14 protein-coding genes are annotated in these 15,428 nt (G+C 27.1%); 8 read left to right on the top strand and 6 right to left on the bottom strand.

Annotation, left to right across the window (positions count from 1 at the left end):
- Together BM335_RS13220 and BM335_RS13215 are read right to left on the bottom strand one after the other, a co-directional pair.
- On the bottom strand, positions 1-819 hold the full coding sequence (locus tag BM335_RS13220) for a 3'-5' exonuclease (RefSeq protein WP_090228912.1): 819 nt from the start codon (positions 817-819) through the stop codon (positions 1-3).
- A 91-nt stretch (positions 820-910) separates the two neighbouring features.
- The gene (locus BM335_RS13215) at positions 911-1,486 is read right to left on the bottom strand and encodes a DUF502 domain-containing protein (RefSeq protein ID WP_090228907.1); all 576 of its coding nucleotides are present in this window, start codon (positions 1,484-1,486) and stop codon (positions 911-913) included.
- A gap of 112 nt (positions 1,487-1,598) precedes the next feature.
- Here BM335_RS13215 and rluF point away from each other — a divergent pair, with 112 nt between their 5' ends.
- From rluF to BM335_RS13185, 6 genes are read left to right on the top strand one after another with little or no spacing between them, the layout of a single operon-like run.
- A complete protein-coding gene (gene rluF, locus BM335_RS13210) occupies positions 1,599-2,408 on the top strand; it encodes a 23S rRNA pseudouridine(2604) synthase RluF (protein WP_090228904.1) in 810 nt (269 codons plus the stop codon).
- 54 nt (positions 2,409-2,462) lie between these two features.
- Positions 2,463-3,593, top strand: coding sequence for a tRNA guanosine(34) transglycosylase Tgt (tgt, locus tag BM335_RS13205; protein WP_090228900.1), 1,131 nt, complete (start codon positions 2,463-2,465; stop codon positions 3,591-3,593).
- Between the two features lie 28 nt (positions 3,594-3,621).
- Positions 3,622-4,710 (top strand): LptF/LptG family permease, encoded by a 1,089-nt coding sequence (locus BM335_RS13200; protein ID WP_090228896.1) that lies wholly within the window; start codon positions 3,622-3,624, stop codon positions 4,708-4,710.
- Positions 4,697-5,575 carry a DMT family transporter gene (locus BM335_RS13195; RefSeq protein WP_090228891.1) on the top strand — a complete coding sequence of 293 codons (879 nt, stop codon included), beginning with the start codon at positions 4,697-4,699 and terminating at the stop codon, positions 5,573-5,575. Before BM335_RS13200 ends, BM335_RS13195 begins: the two co-directional genes overlap by 14 nt.
- Positions 5,576-5,633: 58 nt before the next feature.
- The gene (locus tag BM335_RS13190; protein WP_090228883.1) at positions 5,634-6,587 is read left to right on the top strand and encodes an acetyl-CoA carboxylase carboxyltransferase subunit alpha; all 954 of its coding nucleotides are present in this window, start codon (positions 5,634-5,636) and stop codon (positions 6,585-6,587) included.
- A 55-nt stretch (positions 6,588-6,642) separates the two neighbouring features.
- Positions 6,643-8,190, top strand: a complete 1,548-nt coding sequence (locus BM335_RS13185; RefSeq protein WP_090228879.1) for an NAD(P)H-hydrate dehydratase — start codon at positions 6,643-6,645, stop codon at positions 8,188-8,190.
- A 53-nt stretch (positions 8,191-8,243) separates the two neighbouring features.
- Here the strand turns inward: BM335_RS13185 and BM335_RS13180 are convergent, their stop codons facing one another.
- Both BM335_RS13180 and BM335_RS13175 read right to left on the bottom strand, forming a co-directional pair.
- Positions 8,244-9,254 carry a TlpA family protein disulfide reductase gene (locus BM335_RS13180; RefSeq protein ID WP_090228875.1) on the bottom strand — a complete coding sequence of 337 codons (1,011 nt, stop codon included), beginning with the start codon at positions 9,252-9,254 and terminating at the stop codon, positions 8,244-8,246.
- Between the two features lie 9 nt (positions 9,255-9,263).
- On the bottom strand, positions 9,264-10,637 hold the full coding sequence (locus BM335_RS13175) for a TlpA family protein disulfide reductase (protein ID WP_090228872.1): 1,374 nt from the start codon (positions 10,635-10,637) through the stop codon (positions 9,264-9,266).
- Positions 10,638-10,772: 135 nt separating this feature from the next.
- On the opposite strand from BM335_RS13175, the gene hutH reads away from it, so the two are divergent.
- On the top strand, positions 10,773-12,278 hold the full coding sequence (hutH, locus tag BM335_RS13170; protein WP_090229430.1) for a histidine ammonia-lyase: 1,506 nt from the start codon (positions 10,773-10,775) through the stop codon (positions 12,276-12,278).
- 361 nt (positions 12,279-12,639) lie between these two features.
- Here hutH and BM335_RS13165 read toward each other — a convergent pair whose 3' ends face one another.
- The gene (locus BM335_RS13165; protein ID WP_090229427.1) at positions 12,640-12,972 is read right to left on the bottom strand and encodes an Mpo1-like protein; all 333 of its coding nucleotides are present in this window, start codon (positions 12,970-12,972) and stop codon (positions 12,640-12,642) included.
- A gap of 66 nt (positions 12,973-13,038) precedes the next feature.
- Here BM335_RS13165 and BM335_RS13160 point away from each other — a divergent pair, with 66 nt between their 5' ends.
- Positions 13,039-13,521, top strand: a complete 483-nt coding sequence (locus tag BM335_RS13160) for a YciI family protein (protein ID WP_090228869.1) — start codon at positions 13,039-13,041, stop codon at positions 13,519-13,521.
- Positions 13,522-13,568: 47 nt separating this feature from the next.
- Here the strand turns inward: BM335_RS13160 and BM335_RS13155 are convergent, their stop codons facing one another.
- Positions 13,569-15,365 carry a TonB-dependent receptor plug domain-containing protein gene (locus BM335_RS13155; protein WP_090228866.1) on the bottom strand — a complete coding sequence of 599 codons (1,797 nt, stop codon included), beginning with the start codon at positions 15,363-15,365 and terminating at the stop codon, positions 13,569-13,571.
- Positions 15,366-15,428 lie beyond the last annotated feature (63 nt).

Here is a 15,428-nt window from a genome sequence, read left to right as displayed (position 1 = left end):
TTATAATTTTTGATTAAACTTATTTTTTAAATCTTCTAAGGTACTTTTAGGCGAGTTTGAGTGCATTCTTTCTTTAATTTCAGCTAATACTTTTTTAGTATATAATGGAAAATCTGCATTTTGAATCCACGAAAAATAACCTTTATCTTTCTTTAAAACCTCAACGGCTTTTTCACCTTTATATTTTCCAAATGAAAAAATTTCGTCACCTTCTTCATCAAACAAAATAAAGCCAGCAAAATCTGCTCTTTTTATATGTGTAGAAAAATTATCTAAAAATTTTACATCATTTTCAATATCATCATATTTTTCTAGTTGCGCTTTTAAAATTTCATAGGTTGCACGAGTATCTGCTTCTGCTGAGTGGGCATTTTCTAAATTTTGATTGCAATAAAACTTATAACCTGCGCTTAATGTTCTTTCTTCTTTTTTATGAAAAATTACTTGTACATCAATTGAATTTCTGTCGTTCATATCAAAATTTACACCAGCACGTAACATTTCTTCGGCTAATAATGGAATATCAAATCTGTTAGAATTAAATCCAGCTAAATCACATCCTTCAATCATCATACTCACTTGCGGAGCTAATTCTTTAAAAGTTGGTTCGTTTAATACTTTTTCATTAGTGATTCCATGAATATCTGATGCTTCTTTTGGAATTTCAATTACTGGATTTACCAACCAAGTTTTACTTTCTTCAGTTCCGTTAGGATAAATTTTTAAAATTGATATTTCTACAATTCTATCTGTTGCAATATTAATTCCTGTTGTTTCTAGATCAAAAAATACAATTGGTTTACTTAATTTTAATTCCATAGGTTTATTTATTTATAAAGATGTAAATATACAATTTGAAATTAAGGTTATTGTACTTATTGGGTACAGTTTTTTTGAAGTTTTTAACAAATTATTTTTTTTCCCAACCAGTTAATCCTGCTGAAACTACAAATTTCATAACATCGCTAGAATTCAATGCAATTGGTTTTATATTCTCTCTGGGCACAATAAAAAGTTCACCAGAAAAATTATATGAATGTGGAAAATACACAGCTACTTTATTTTTTTCACCTAATAATTCTAAGTTTTCTTCGGTTATAAAACCTAGTTTTTCTAAATCAGAATTTAAATTTACTTTTACTAAAACTGGTTGATTAAACTTTTTCTCTTTTCCAACAAAAGCTTTAAATAAATCATTAAAAGCCGAGTAAACAAAATTTAACAACGGAATACTTTCTATTACTTTATTAAATAATAATTTTAATGGTTGTGCAATAATTGTTCTACCCACATAGCCAACAAAAATTAAAAATATAAGTAATGTTAACACACCCATTCCTGGAATTTCAATTCCAAAAAATTTAATTAATTGCACTTGTAATAACCCATCCATAAAAGTAAATAATGAATAAATTATATAGGTAGTAATTCCTAATGGAGCTATATAAAGCAACCCTTGAAGTAAATAATTAACTAATTTTTTCATGGTAATATTGTATTTTATTTGATATTCAAAATTACTTTAATTAAACGAGAAAGCAAGCGTATAATGAATATGACAGATTTAATTGTATTTTTGTTTTTTAAATATTTTTTGATTGGAAAATACAAATAAAATATCGGTTAATTTAAACAAATACATTAGCAGTACAGGTATTTGCTCTAGAAGAGACGCTGAAAAATTAATTACGGATGGAAAAGTTACAATTAACGGTAAACCTACTCAATTAGGTAATAGAGTTTTTGAAGGTGACATTGTTAAAATAAATGGAAAACCATTGCAAACTAAACCTAAAACTATATATATTGCTTTTAATAAACCTATTGGAATTGTAAGTACAACAGATACTAAAGAACGAAAAAATATTGTAAAATATATTAATCATCCTGAACGACTTTTTCCTATTGGGAGGTTGGATAAACCATCAGAAGGATTAATTTTTTTAACTAATGATGGAGATATTGTAAATAAAATTTTACGCGCAGGAAATAACCATGAAAAAGAATATATTGTAACTGTCAACAAACTTATTACACCAGAATTTATAGAGAAAATGAGCAATGGAATTCCTATTTTAGGAACCATTACAAAAAAATGTTATGTTGAAAAATTGAATGACTTTACTTTTAAAATTATTTTAACTCAAGGTTTAAACAGGCAAATTAGAAGAATGTGTGAGTATCTAGATTTTGAGGTAACTAAACTAAAACGTACCCGAATAATGAATGTAAGTTTAGGCAACTTAAATTCGGGTGAATGGCGCGAATTAACTTCTGTCGAAATGGATCAAATTAATAAAATGGTTTCAAATTCTACTAAAACCGAAGAAGCTTCTAAAGATGTTTATAAAAAGAAACAAAGCCTTCCAAAAAAATCTAAAAACTTTAAATTTGGAAGAAAAAGGTAGTTGAATCTCATTTAATTTTTCTCAAACAAAACTGTTTCAGTATCTTTGCCGACTATGCAATTTAAATTAAAAACAACAGACGCTCAAAGCAAGGCTAGAGCAGGAATAATTACAACAGATCACGGCATTATTGAAACTCCAATATTTATGCCTGTTGGTACTGTTGGTACAGTAAAAGGTGTACATCAATCAGAATTAAAAAATGAAATAAATCCTGATATTATTTTAGGAAATACCTATCATTTATATTTACGCCCACAAACTACTATTTTAGAACAAGCTGGTGGGTTACACAAATTCATGAACTGGGACAGAAATATTTTAACCGATAGTGGTGGTTATCAGGTTTATTCACTTTCTGAAAGAAGAAAAATAAATGAAGAAGGTGTAAAATTTAAAAGTCATATTGACGGCTCATACCATACATTTACTCCTGAAAATGTAATGGAAATTCAACGTTCTATTGGGGCAGATATTATTATGGCTTTTGATGAATGCACTCCTTATCCTTGCGATTATAATTACGCAAAAAGATCTATGCACATGACGCATCGTTGGTTAAAAAGATGCATAACTCATTTAGAAAAAACACCTTTTAAATATGATTATAGCCAAGCTTTTTTTCCAATTGTTCAAGGAAGTACTTATAAAGATTTAAGACAACAATCTGCTGAATATATTGCTGGGGTTGGCGCCGAAGGAAATGCAATTGGTGGACTATCAGTAGGTGAACCAGCTGAAGAAATGTATGCAATGACAGAAATTGTAACTGCAATTTTACCAGAAGATAAACCACGTTACTTAATGGGAGTTGGCACACCAACTAATATTTTAGAAAATATTGCTTTAGGAATTGATATGTTTGATTGTGTTATGCCAACACGAAATGCTAGAAACGGCATGCTATTTACAGCAAATGGATCTATAAACATTAAAAACAAAAAATGGGAAAATGACTTCTCTCCTATTGATGAAATGGGAATTACATTTGTAGATACTATGTACTCCAAAGCATATTTACGACATTTATTTATTTCAAAAGAATTATTAGGAAAACAAATAGCTTCTATTCATAATTTAGGATTTTATTTATGGTTGGTTCGTGAAGCAAGAAAGCATATATTAGCAGGAGATTTTACAACTTGGAAAAATCAAATGGTGAAACAATTAGATCAGCGTTTATAAAAATAATTTGCCTTATTAATTAGCAACATTGAGAATATTAGATAAATATATATTAAAAAAATTTTTAAGCACTTTTGCTTTAATTTTAACACTTTTGCTACCTATTGCAATAGCCATTGATGTATCAGAAAAAATTGATAAATTTTTAAGACATACTGATTTATCATTTAACACTATAATAAAAGATTATTACTTTAATTTTATTGTAATTTTTGGTAATACTTTTATGCCGTTGGCATTATTTATAGCCGTTATTTTTTTCACATCTAAAATTGCTGGAAATACTGAAGTAATTGCAATTCATTCAGCAAAAATATCTTTCACGCGCTTTTTAAAACCTTATTTTATTGGAGCATCAATTGTTGCATTTATAGGATTATCTATGAATCATTTTATTGTTCCAAAAAGTAACAAAGTTTTTGATGAATTTAATAATGCATATTTAAAAAAGAAAGAATACAATGCTAATCAATTAACGCATGTTAATTTACAATTAGGTCCAAACGATTACATCTACCTTAAAAATTGGAATATTGATAGCAAACAAGGATACAAATTTTCTTATGAAAAATTTGAAGGCACCAAACTTAAATATAAATTACTAGCTGAAAATATTAGGTGGATAGAATCCGATACTGTTTTTAAATTAACAAACTATCAAAAAAGAATTATTCTTGATAACAGAGATTCCATACAAACAGGTATTATACTTGATACATTATTTACATTTACACCCGATGATTTAGTAAATGTTGATGACTTAGCCAAAGAAATGAATTCAATTCAATTAAATAAATTTATAAAACAATCTAGAAAACGCGGTATTAGTAATCTAAACACTTATTTAGTTGAATTTCATAAAAGAACAAGTTTACCAATTGCTTCATATATATTAACTTTTATTGCAGTTTCATTAGCTTCTAAGAAAAGACGTGGTGGCTTAGGAATTAATTTAGCTATTGGAATTACCTTAATGTTTGTATATGTATTTTTATTAAAAATTGCGGAAGTTTTAGGTGCAGGTGCTGAAACAAATGCTTTTGTAATGGTTTGGTTACCAAACATATTTTTTGGAGCACTAGCAATTTATCTCTATTTAAAAAATGCCAAAAACTAACATAAAACATTATTTACACCTACATTTTATAGTTTTTATTTGGGGGTTTACTGCCATTTTAGGGGCTTTAATAAGTATTGAAGCTATTCCGCTGGTTTGGTACAGAATGTTAATTGCAGTTTTAATAGTATTAATTTATCTTTTTATCAAAAAAAAGCCAATTAAAATTTCACCTAAACTATTAATTAAATTATTTATTGGTGGAATTATTATAGCCTCACATTGGATTGCTTTCTTTTCCGCAATAAAAGTTGCAAACGTATCTGTAGCACTAGTGTCAATGAGTACGGGTGCTTTATTTACTTCATTAATTGAACCATTATTTTTTAAAAGAAAACTAGATTTTTTAGAGTTGTTTTTTGGACTTTTAGTAATATCAGGGCTATATTTGATATTTAATGTTGAAAGTGATTATACATTAGGAATTATATATGCTTTAATTGCGGCATTTCTGTCGGCACTATTTTCGGTATTAAATGGCTTATATGTTAAAAAACATGATGCTGAAATAATTTCATTTTATCAACTTTTTTTTGGTGTTGTTTTTATCACTGGCTTTATACTTTTAACAACAGGTTTTACATTTGAAGAATTTTCATTAACAAAAACTGATATTATTTACCTATTTATTTTAAGCAGTTTTTGTACAGCATATGCATTTATAGCATCTGTTAAAATAATGAAATATTTAACTCCGTACACGGTAATGTTAACAATCAATTTAGAACCAATTTATGGAATTTTATTAGCAGTTATTATTTTTGGAGAAAAAGAAAAAATGAGTCCACAATTTTATGTTGGAGCATTCATAATTTTTATAACTGTAGTAATAAATGGAATTTTAAAAAATAAAAAAACTACATAACGTAACAATCATTTTTTTTAAGTTAGTATATTTGTAGTTACATCTAAAAATAAATAATATGGAATATTTAGATTTTGAATTACCTATTAAGGAACTTGAAGAACAATTAGACAAGTGCGAATTAATTGGAAAAGAAAGTGAAGTTGATGTAACAGAAAGTTGCAAAAACATTGAAAAAAAATTGCTTAAAACAAAAAAAGAGATATATAAAAATTTAACTGCTTGGCAAAGAGTTCAACTATCTAGACATCCAAACAGACCATACACATTAGATCATATAACTGCATTGGCTGGTAATACTTTTATGGAATTACACGGAGACAGAACAGTGAAAGATGATAAAGCAATGATTGGTGGTTTAGGAAAAATTGGTGATCAATCATTTATGTTTATTGGTCAACAAAAAGGTTACAACACTAAAACCAGACAATATCGAAATTTTGGAATGTCAAATCCTGAAGGCTATAGAAAGGCACTTCGTTTAATGAAAATGGCTGAAAAATTTGGAATTCCTGTTGTAACGCTATTAGACACTCCTGGTGCTTACCCAGGTTTAGAAGCTGAAGAACGTGGTCAAGGAGAAGCTATTGCTAGAAATATTTTAGAAATGACACGCCTTAAAACTCCAATTATAACCATTGTAATTGGTGAAGGAGCTTCTGGTGGTGCTGTAGGAATTGGTGTAGGAGATGTAGTTTATATGATGGAAAACACTTGGTATTCCGTTATTTCTCCAGAGTCTTGTTCATCTATTTTATGGAGAAGTTGGGAGCATAAAGAACAAGCTGCTGAAGCTTTAAAATTAACTGCTGAAGATATGAAAAAGCAAAAGTTAATTGATGGAATTATAAAAGAACCTTTAGGTGGCGCTCACTACGATAGAGAAACCGCTTTTAAAGAAGTTGAAAAAACAATTTTAGAAGCTTATGATAAATTAAAAAAATTAAGTACAACCGAGCTTGTGAAAAAGCGAATGGAAAAATACGCCAAAATGGGTGAATTTAAAGGTTAAAAAATAAAAAACCTCTCTAAAAATTAGAGAGGTTTTTTTTATTAAATTTATTGCTATGTATATACTTTCTCCTCAACAAATAGCAAAAGCAGATAAAGCAACCATTAAAACGAATGGAATTACTTCTCTTGAATTAATGGAATATGCAGCAACACAATGTTTTCAGTGGCTTCACCAAAGATTACAAGGACAAAATATTAAAATTCATGTTTTTTGTGGTATTGGAAATAACGGTGGCGATGGATTAGTAATTGCACGTCATTTATATCAAAATGGCTATAATATAGATTGCTATGTTGTTAATTTTAGTGACAAACGAACGCCCGAATTTCTTGAAAATTATAATAGATTAAAAGAATTAGGCAAATGGCCAACTATAATTAATAATGAAAATGATTTTCCAACAGTTTCATTTGATGATATTGTAATTGATGCAATTTTTGGAATTGGTCTTTCAAGAAAACCTACAGGTTTTACTAAAAAATTAATTAAATATATAAATAGCACAAAAGTATTTACGTTAGCAATAGATTTTCCTTCTGGTTTATTTGGCGATAAATCTGTTAATGATAAAACTTCAGTTTTAAAAGCTGGACATATACTTACATTTCAAACTCCTAAATTAGCATTTTTACTTCCCGAAAATAAAGAATTTCTTAACACTTGGGAAGTTATAGATATTGGTTTAGACTTAAATTTTATTGAAAACTTAAAACCAACTATAAATTATATTACCAAAGAAAAAATTTTAAGTTATTATAAACCACGCAACAAATGGTCTCATAAAGGTACTTTTGGACATTCTTTATTAATTGGAGGAAGCTTTGGAAAAATTGGAGCAATTACATTAGCATCTAAAGCAGCCTTAAAAATTGGAAGCGGACTTGTAAGTGCTTATATTCCAAAATGTGGTTATAATATTTTACAAATTTCAATTCCTGAAATAATGGTTGAAGTTGATGATGACAACACCTTGTCTTACTTTAACATTAAAACAAAACCAACTGTTATTGGTATTGGCCCAGGAATGGGAACTCAAGAAAAAACAGCATTAGGTTTTTATAATTTTTTAAAAGAAAACTCAAATCCTCTAATCATTGATGCTGATGCCATTAATTTACTTTCATTAAATCCTAAATTATTAGAATTACTACCAAAAAATACCATTTTAACACCACATCCTAAAGAATTAGAGCGATTAATTGGTACTTGGAAAAATGATTATGATAAATTAAACAAGTCAATTGAATTTTCAAAAAAACATACCGTAGTTTTAGTTATAAAAGGTGCGCATACGGTTATTGTAAACGGAACAAATTTAACATTTAATTCTACAGGAAATCCTGCTTTGTCAACTGCTGGAAGTGGCGATGTTTTAACTGGATTAATTACCGGGTTAGTGGCTCAAGGTTACGAACCACAAATTGCAGCAATTTTTGGTGTTTATTTACATGGGAAAACTGCTGACATTGCAATTCAACAAACTGGTTATGAAACCTTTACAGCATCAACAATTATAGATTATTTAGCTGAAGCATTATTAGATATTTTTACAAATGAAGAAACTGAAACTGAAAACTCAGAACCTGAAACCGAAAATTAAAAACAAAAAAAAACGCTAATTAAATCAGCGCTTTTTTTTGTTTTTAACTTATATTATATACCTAATTCCGTAAATAATTCTTTTAACTTTGGACTTGATGGTCTTTCTGCATCAGAATCTACAATATTACCATCAGGATCTATTAAAATAAATCGAGGAATAGCATTAATTCCATAATCTAATATAAATTTTGATTCAAAATTTGCATCAGCAAATAATTGGATACCTCCTAATTCTTCTTTTTCAACCATTTGTTTCCAAGCTTCATGAGCTTCAGGTTTATCAACTGAAATACTTACAAATTGAATATTTTTATTATGATATTCTTTTTCTAAAGCTTTTAAATAAGGTATTTCAGCTTTACAAGGTGCACACCAAGTTGCCCAAACATCAATATAAACGTATTTACCTTTTAAATCACTTAATGAAGTTGTACCACCATTAAAATTTTCGTAATTTTCAAAAGTTGGTGAAACTTTTCCTTTGGCAAAACGCATTAAATTTTCGTGCATTTTTTCGTAATTAGACTCTATATAACCAAAAAACATCTCATCATTTCTAAGATCCATTGCATTAATTAAAGAATCTAAATCTTTCACTTCATCTTTGTATTTTTTTAACAATGATTTTGCTTCAGTTAATCGGTTATTATAAGCTTCTTTTTCTAAAGAAAAATAAGATTTAGGATTTGCATAATCGCTCATGAAAAAATTACGTTTATTTTCCATAAAATTATTAGTTTCTGCACCTTTTCCAGAAAATTTAATTCCATCCATTAATTTTTCTCCTTTAAACTCAAGGTTTAAATCATATCCGTTTTTTAAATACAATGTTATTCTATCGGTACCATTAGAAATTGCGTGAACACCATCAGTTACTTTTAAGGTATCTGAAAAACTTCCGTTTGCGTCTACTGAAATCTCTTTCATAAAATTTTTACCTTGTATTGTAAGTTTTTCTACTCCATCGGCTTTTAGTTTACCTTCTAATTTTACATAGTCTGTTGCTTCCTTTTTACAAGAAACAATTAAAAACAGTGCAAATAGTACTATTAATTTCTTCATGCTTAATTTTTAAATATTTTGTTGGTTAAATAATTTTTCTAATTTTAAATCTGATGGTCTTGGCGCATCAGCATCAATAATATTTCCTTCTGCATTTATAAAAATAAAACGTGGTGGAAATACAATTGCGTAATTTTGAATAAAGTCTGATTCTTTTCCTTTATCAGCTATTATATGAGTTCCGTTGAAGTCTTCTTTTTTGATAGCTTCTTTCCACCCATCTTTATTAGATATTCTATCAACGCTTAGAGCAATAAATTCAATATTTTTATCACTATATTTTTTTTGAAGTTCATTAAAGTTTTTAATTTGCTCAGTACTAGGACTAAATGATGATGACCACACATACATATAAACAAACTTTCCTTTAAAATCACTTAAGGAAACTTTACTACCATCTAATTTTTCATAATCTGTGAAAATTGGCGAAGGTTTTCCTTCTGCTATAAGTTGAGATTTATCATATAAATCCGTAACAATTTTATTGTTTTCTTCACTTGTTGAAGCAGCCAAAAAAGCTTTATAAAAACTATCTTTATCTTTTATTTTGCTAAACATTGTATTTGTATAATTTAATAAAAGTCCATTTTTTATAGTTTCATTCTTTATTCCAGCAACTGTATTAATAAATGTTAATTCAATTGGTGCTGCGTTATCTTTTAATTGTTCAAAAGATTTTTTTCTATAATATGATAACAATAAGTTTCTATATTCTGATGAAAATAAATAATCATCTTCATTATCATATTTTATTTCTTTAGTTTCATTTAAAAAACCTTCTGGAACTTCATATTCATAATTTTTGGTTAAAAATGAGTGATAAACTTTATAATTTTCAAGTTTATTAATATACGCATAATTTAAATTTCTAACTTCTTTAGATTTAAAGTTTCTTGAAACACCATCTGTAGAATTTAATGTATTTTCTAATGAACTTTTAATTTCCTTTAAATAATTTTTAAATTCATTTTCGGGTAATTCATAAACCTTCATATCATCAAATTTAGCTTCTTTTAGCTTTTTAGCTTTTGCATAAACATAAGCACTTTCACCACTTCCATCACCTGAAAAATTTAATGAATTATCAAAATCTTTATTATCAAAATTTACAATTAAATTATTGCCTCCTTCAAAATAAATTTGTGCTTTATTTCTACCATAATTAAGTGTGTACACACCATTTTCAACAAAAAGTGTATCTATAAAACTACCATCATCAGAAAGTTTAATACTTTCACTAATAGAATTATCTATACCCTTTATTAGTATTTCTTTTGATTTATTATTTGTTACTTTTCCAGATAAAATAACAAAATTAAGCGTTGAATCATTTTCACAAGAAACAACAATAACTAGCGCTAAAAGCAACCATATTTTTTTCATATTTTTTACAATCAGTTTTAAATTAATGACCAAAGATAAAACATAAAAGAATACAAATAATAATTGATAATACTTTAACAAATTATTTGCATATGTAATTAGTATTAATCAATTTTGGGTCACCAAATATATATTATGAATTCAACCCATTTTATAACTTCTGAAACAGTAACTTTTGAAATTTTAAATGATATAATTGTTGCTAATAAAAAGTTACAACTTTCAAAAGAAGTAATAGATAAAATTAATAATTGTAGATTTTATTTAGATGAAAAAATTAAGCGTGATAAATCTCCAATTTACGGTATTAATACTGGTTTTGGTTCTTTATGCAACGTTAAAATAAACAATAATAATTTACAACTATTACAAGAAAATTTGGTAATGAGTCACGCTTGTGGAACTGGTAGTGAAGTACCAAAAGAAGTTGTAAAATTAATGCTGTTTTTAAAAATTCAATCGTTAAGTTATGGCCATTCAGGCGTACAACTTATAACGGTTAAAAGATTAATTGACTTTTATAATAATGATATATTACCCATTGTTTATACACAAGGCTCTTTGGGAGCTTCGGGAGATTTAGCACCACTAGCTCATTTATCTTTACCATTAATTGGAAAAGGAGAAGTTACCTACAAAAACAAACGAATTTCTGGTGAAGATTTATTAAATAAAATGAATTGGGAAAAAATTGATTTAAAATCTAAAGAAGGCTTAGCGTTGTTAAATGGAACTCAATTTATGAGCGCTTATGGAGTACATTTAATTTTAAAATCATTAAAACTCTCTTATTATGCTGATTTAATTGGAACACTTTCTTTAGAAGCGTTTGATGGAAGAAATTCACCATTTAATGAATTAATTCATAAAATTAGACCACATAATGGTCAAATTAAAACCGCACAAAGAATCAATGAATTTTTACAAGATAGTGAGCTAATTAAACAATATAAAGAACACGTTCAAGACCCATATTCTTTTAGATGTATGCCCCAAGTACACGGAGCGAGCAAAGATGCAATTGAATATTGTAAAAATGTATTTTTAACAGAAATAAATTCAGTAACAGATAATCCAAATATATTTATTGAAGAAGATGAAATTATTTCTGGCGGAAATTTTCACGGTCAACCATTAGCTTTAGCATTTGATTTTTTGGGAATTGCAATGGCAGAATTAGGAAGTATTTCAGAAAGAAGAACATTTCAATTAGTTTCTGGGTTGCGAGGCTTACCTCCTTTCTTGGTTAAAAATCCAGGTTTAAATAGCGGCTTTATGATTCCACAATATACCGCAGCAAGCATTGTTAGTCAGAATAAACAATTGGCAACACCTTCTTCGGTAGATTCTATTGTTTCAAGTAATGGACAAGAAGACCATGTTAGTATGGGAGCCAACGGCGCAACAAAGACATATCAAATCGTGAACAATATTGAAACTATTTTAGCAATAGAATTATTAAACGCATCGCAAGCGCTTCATTTTAGATTTCCATTGAAATCATCTTCATTTTTAGAGTCATTTTTAAACATTTATAGAAATGAAGTCCCTTTTATTGAAAATGACATCGTTTTAAACTTAGAAATAAAAAAAACGATAGCTTTTTTACAAAATTTAAGCATTGAATTTTCTGAATTATAAATACAAAAAAAAGCGATAAAATTTATCGCTTTTTTTAATTCAAACAATTAATAATGTTATTTCTTTCTTATACTTAATATGTATATTTTTTGTATAATTTAATTTATAATTAAAAGACTAAATAGCCTTTTTAATGTTTAAAAATTTGCAAGCTTTTTAAAAATTAATGTCGCTATCATTTTCCGTTTAAATAACGGTACAAATTTACAAATTATTTAATTTAGAACAATACTAATTTTATGATATTTACATTTTATTAACATTTAAAAAACATTTCTTTATCATATTAGTATTTACAAATCAATCATTTTGTTTATTTATCATTTTTGAACGAAAGTGAACAAAATGTAATTAATTTAATTTATGATATTTTTGGATCCTTAGTTGTATCTAATTTTATATTACCTGACAAAATATCAAAATACATTTTAAAGTCAGATTTTAAACTCCAAAGTGGATATTGAAAAGTAGCTGGTTTATTTTTTTCAAAAAAGAAATGGCCAATCCAAGCAAAACTATATCCAGCCAGCGGTACAAAAAGCAATAATTTATAATTACTGTGATATATGGCAGTTATTATTAAAGCAAAAACTATTGTGGTTCCTATTATATGAAGTAGCCTACAAATTTTATTACTATGTTGTTTTAAATAAAACGGATAAAATTCTTCAAATGATTTAATTTTTTGTGTCATAACTTTCATATATAAAACAATTTACAAATTATTAATTATTTTAGCTAAAAACATAAATTAACTACCATGAAAAATATTTTTTTATTAATACTCTTAAGTGTCATTTCATTTTCTTGTTGTGGGAGTAAAAAGATCGTCAATGAAACTCAACAATCTATAGACACTGTATATGATGAAATTTTAGTAAAAAAGTTAGGAGCTGATGATTATGGAATGAAAAAATATATAATCGCTTTTTTAAAAAAAGGCCCCTATAAAAGTATAGATTCTACAGCAGCAGATAAATTACAAAGAGCTCATTTAGATAATATTACAAAACTTGCAAAGGAAGGGAAGTTAGTTTTAGCTGGACCATTTTTGGGTAATGAAGACCTTAGAGGAATTTATATTTTTAATGTGGAAACTATTGAAGAAGCTAAAAAATTAACTCAATCAGACCCAGCAATTCAAGCAGGAATCTTAACAATGGAGTTAAAAGAATGGTATGGCTCTGCGGCTTTAATTTTACTTAATGATTTACATAAAAAAGTTTCAAAAATTGAAATATAAAAAAGGAGGTATAACCACCTCCTTCTTTTATTAAGATATTTTAGTAATTAATAAACTTTATAAGCAATACCAAACATTACATTTCCTTTTGGCATAGGCACTAAACCAACTTCAATATAATTTGCATTAAGAATATTATTTGCATTTAGTGAAAAAACAAGTTTATTAATTTCTGCTTTTACTTTTGCATCTATTAAATTATAGCTATTTCCTTTGGTTCGCTCAACATATCTATAAGAAATAGTTTGATTTAAAATTTTTAAAAATTGAGTATTTAAACTTGTTGTAAATTGATGTTTTAAACTATTTAATGAATAACGCGTAAAAACAACATTTTGATCTTTTATTTTATCATCAATAAAATTATAACTTACATCCAGTCTTTGATTAAAATTAGCCAATTTAAAAATATAATTAACTGAGGTTTCAAAACCTTTGGTTTCAACTGCACTAAAGTTTTGTGCTTTCCACTTTTCTGTTGTATTATTTCTTGTCCAATCAATTAAATTACTTGAATTTCTATTAAATAAAGACATTGTAAAATTAAATGATTCTGCAAAATATTTAATCCCAATCTCTTCAGAGATAGCGGATTCTGGTTGAAGCTGTGAATTTCCCTCGTTCCCTGGATCAGAATAATATAAATCTGTATAAGTTGGAACTCTGTAGGTATAACCTATATTACCAAAAATTTTAAAATTATCATTAATGTCATAACCTAAATCTAAACCAGGTAAAAATTGAGTTTTAAAATCAGAAAAAGAACTTATTGCTATCCCTAATGTTACATCAAATTTTTCTAAATTATCAAAACGTTGTTCTAAAAAAGAATTAAACATTACCCGATTTCTATCTCCTAAATTATTACTACTTAAATAAACTTTTGATAAATCTATTCCAAAACCGGTTTTCCCTAATTTTGAGTTATAAACTATATTTGTTTCAAATCCAATTTTATTTGAAATGTGCAAATTTCTATAAAAAGATGGTTCATCACGTTTTAACAAAAATATATCTTGATTTCTTCTCCAGTAAACTCTTGGTTTTATTAATAAATCACTTGCAAAATATGAAGAAGATAAAGCAACTAAACTATTTTGAGTTTCTTCATATTCTTTAAAATTTGGATTGGAAGTATAAAAATTTTCTGCACCAAATTTTCTATCATTAAAAGAAGATATTAACGTGTAATTTTTTAGTTGAGATTTTATAAATGCTGAAGTATTTTTAAAATCAGAATTTACTCTATAACCATCAGATTCTTGTCTTTCAATATGCGCTAAAATTGAAGCATCGTCAGTAAACTTTTCCTGAATACCTATTGAAACTTTTTTATTTTCAAATGATCCATAGCCTAATTTAAAATTTAAAGAATCATCATTAATTTTTTTAGTTACAATGTTAATTGCACCAGCAAATGCATTCTGACCATAAACTCGTGCAGCAGGTCCTTTTATAATTTCAATACTTTCTATATTGTCTAATGATAAAATAGCATTCATTGTATGATGACCTGTTTGAGCGTCATCCATTTTAACACCATCAATTAATACCAACGTTTGGTCAAAATTTCCACCTCTAATATATAAATCTGATTGCATTCCATCAGTTCCTCTTCTTCTAATATCAATTCCTGCAACTGATTGTAGTAAATCAGATAAGTTAGTTGCAGGTGAACTTTTAATCATAGCATTACTTATAAATGAAATTGTTTTAGAATCTTCAGATATTGGTAATGAAATTCTATTTGCAGAAACAATTACTTCCTTTAATTTAATGGTATCATTTTGTGCATTTAAAAATGTAATTGTAAACACAAATAGTATTATAACTTTAATTTTCATAAATAGTAATTTAAAAACGTTACAAAAATAGTAACTTTCCGGACGATTAACATAGTCCCATTT

It is taken from the genome of Lutibacter maritimus (genome assembly GCF_900116115.1).
Classification (GTDB): domain Bacteria; phylum Bacteroidota; class Bacteroidia; order Flavobacteriales; family Flavobacteriaceae; genus Lutibacter; species Lutibacter maritimus.
The sequence above is the reverse complement of the archived record's forward strand: the minus strand, read 5'-3'. Positions and strand labels throughout refer to the sequence as shown.